Below are 2,868 nucleotides of genomic sequence, written 5' to 3'. Positions count from 1 at the left end.
GATCGCCGCGGCCCCGGCCGTCGGCTCGGAAACCAACCGCAGCATCGCCACCAGGTCGGCGACCTCGGGCACCGACAGCAGCCCGGCCAGCCCGACCACCTCCACCGGGACGCCCCGGGCCCGGATCGCCTCGGCGAACGGCGCGGCGTCGGCGTTGCGCCGCACCAGCACCGCCGCAGTGGGCGGAGCGACACCCTCAGCCTCGGCCTGGCGGTAGCGGCGCTGCAGCGCCTCGGCGACCCACTGGTGTTCGGCGGTCAGGTCGGGCAGCAGCGCGAGCCGCACCTCGCCCGGTGCCGCGTCCGGACGCGCCCGCAGCGTGTGCACGGTGACCGAGCGCCGCCGCGCCTCGGCCGAGACCTCGTTGGCCACGTGCAGCACCTCCGGCGGGTTGCGCCAGCTGGTCCGCAGCTCCAAGGTGGGAGCCGGGGTGCCGTCGGAGAGCGGGAAGTCGGTGGCAAAGCGCGGCAAGTTGGTGGCCGAGGCGCCGCGCCAGCCGTAGATCGACTGGATCGGGTCGCCGACTGCGGTCAGCGCGAGGCCGTCGTCGGATCCCCCGCCGAACAGTGCCGACAACGCGATGCGCTGGGCATGCCCGGTGTCCTGGTATTCATCGAGCAGCACCACCCGGTAGGTGGCGCGCAGCCGGGCGCCGACGGACTCGTCGGCCTGCGCGAGCCGCGCGGCGGTGGCCATCTGCGCGCCGAAGTCCATCACCCGCTCCGCGCGCATCCGCTGATGCAGGGCGTCGATAAGCGGTACCAGCTGCGCACGTTCGGTCTGGGTGTCGAGCATCTTGAGCAACGTCTGGTTGGGTTCGGCGCGCTGACGTGGTCCCGGCGGCAGAGTGTGGACCAGGCGCTCCAACTCCAGGTGGGTGTCTCGCAGCGCCTCGGTGTCCACCAGGTGTTCGGCTAGCTGCCCGGCCAGGCGCAACACCATCGAGCTGATCGCGGCCGGATCCCGGTCGGTGCGCAGCTCGCCGGGGTAACCGCTGACCACCTCGAACGCCAGCTGCCACAACCCGGTCTCGGTGAGCAGCCGGGTGTCGGGCTCGATGCCCAGCAGCAACCCGTGCTCACGCAGCAGCGCGCCGGCGAACGCGTGGTAGGTGCTCACCACCGGAGCCGATGCCGCTGAACCGCCGGGTTCGGCAGCCAGCAGGCCGGCGCCGGCCAGCCGGGCCAACCGGGAGCGCACCCGGCGCAGCAGTTGGCCGGCGGCCTTGCGGGTGAACGTCAGCCCCAGCACCTGGCCCGGGTCGGCGTAGCCGTTGGCGACCAACCACACCACCCGGGCGGCCATCGTCTCGGTTTTGCCGGCGCCGGCCCCGGCGATCACCACCAGCGGGCCCGGCGGCGCGGCGATGACCGCGGCCTGTTCCGCGGTGGGCTGGTGCAAGCCGAGCGCCTCAGCCAGCTCAGCCGGGCTGTAACGCGGGTTCATGCGCCGCTCCGCGTGTGGGCCGGGCAGATCGGCTGGATCGGGCAATGCCGGCAACCGTCGTTGACTCGGGCGGTGAACCGCGGCCCGGCGGTGGCCGCGGCCGCCTGCGCGATCCGCTCGCGCCACTGGCCGCCGGTTTCGGCGGTGAGCGGGTCTTGTTCGCGCTCGGTGGCGCCGCCGGCTCCGGGCTTGGCCGGGTAGACCAGCCGGGCGCCACCGGGTTGCTCACCGGATCCGATCAGGCCGGCTTCCGCCGCCAGCTGATAGACGGCCAGCTGCGCGTGTTGTTGCGCGTCGTCCTTGCTGACCGGGGTCTTGGCGGTCTTGACGTCGACGACCACCAGCCGTCCGGCGGCGTCACGTTCGATCCGGTCGATCCGGCCGCGGAGCCGCACCCCGTCCCCGGCGTCGATCACCCCGTCGAAGGCGACCTCGGTGCCGACCTCGGTGAGCTCACCCCGGGTCTGTGTCCGCCACGCCAGGAACGTCTCGATCACGGCGCGGTGCCGCTGGTGTTCGTTGGCCGAGTACCACGCCGACTCGAACGGCAGCTGCTGCCAGGCCCGGTCCAACTCGGCCAGCAATTCCGCTGCGGTGACGGCCGATTCGGCGACCAGGGCGTGCATCACCGACCCGATCGTCGAGCGCAGGTCACGGCCGTCGGACCCGCCGTGGCGCTCGGCCAGCCAGCGCAGCGGGCAGTCCAGCAGGGTCTGCAACGCCGAGGGCGACAGCGTGACGCCCCGCCCATCCTCGGCGCGCCACAGCGGTTCCTCGGTGCTCACCGGCGCGGCGCCGTGCCAGCCGGCCGGGTCGGCACCGGGCACCCCGGCAGCCGCCAGCCGCGCCAATTGCGTTGCGGCGTCGGCACGTTCAGAATCGCTCAGCTCTGCTTCCGGCGCGCAGACCACAGCACGTAGTCGGCCCACCAACCCGGCCGCCGAGAGCACCGACGGGGCCACGACCGGCGGTGCCGGCATCCGGGCGTCGTCCGGCGTGGCGCAGGCCCCGAGTTCGGTGACGAACTCCGACGGGATCTGCTCCTCGGCGCTGCCGTCCCCTTCCCCGTCGACGGCGGTGATCATCACCCGGCGACGCGCCCGGCCGATGGCCGCCACCAGCAGCCGCCGTTCCTCGGCCAGCAGTGGTGCGCGGGCCGAGACTTCGTCACCGAGGCCATGCAGGGTGTCCAGCAGCCGCTGGGTGCCCAGTACGCCGCCACGCGGAACGGTGTTGGGCCACAGTCCTTCCTGCACACCGGCGATGACGACCAGATCCCACTCGCGGCCCAGGGCGGCATGCGCGCTGAGCACAGCGACCGCATCGACGCCGGCCGCGGGTTCGGCGCGAGGCATCACCAGTTGCATGGCCCTGACATGGTCGACGAGCCCGGCCAGGGTCGCGCCGGCGGTACGCGCGGTG

The 2,868-nt window shown here is 73.4% G+C and carries 2 protein-coding genes; both read right to left on the bottom strand.

What is annotated here, in order from left to right:
* On the bottom strand, positions 1 to 1,446 hold a 1,446-nt coding region (locus A5648_RS14690), incomplete at its 3' end, for an ATP-dependent helicase (protein ID WP_131810577.1).
* Positions 1,443 to 2,868, bottom strand: a 1,426-nt coding sequence (locus A5648_RS14685) for a PD-(D/E)XK nuclease family protein (protein WP_131810576.1), incomplete at its 5' end; no start/stop codon positions are given. The genes A5648_RS14690 and A5648_RS14685, both read right to left, overlap by 4 nt.

Source organism: Mycolicibacter sinensis, assembly GCF_001673565.1.
Taxonomy (GTDB): Bacteria; Actinomycetota; Actinomycetes; order Mycobacteriales; family Mycobacteriaceae; genus Mycobacterium; species Mycobacterium sinense_C.
This window is presented reverse-complemented; position numbering and strand designations above follow the sequence as displayed.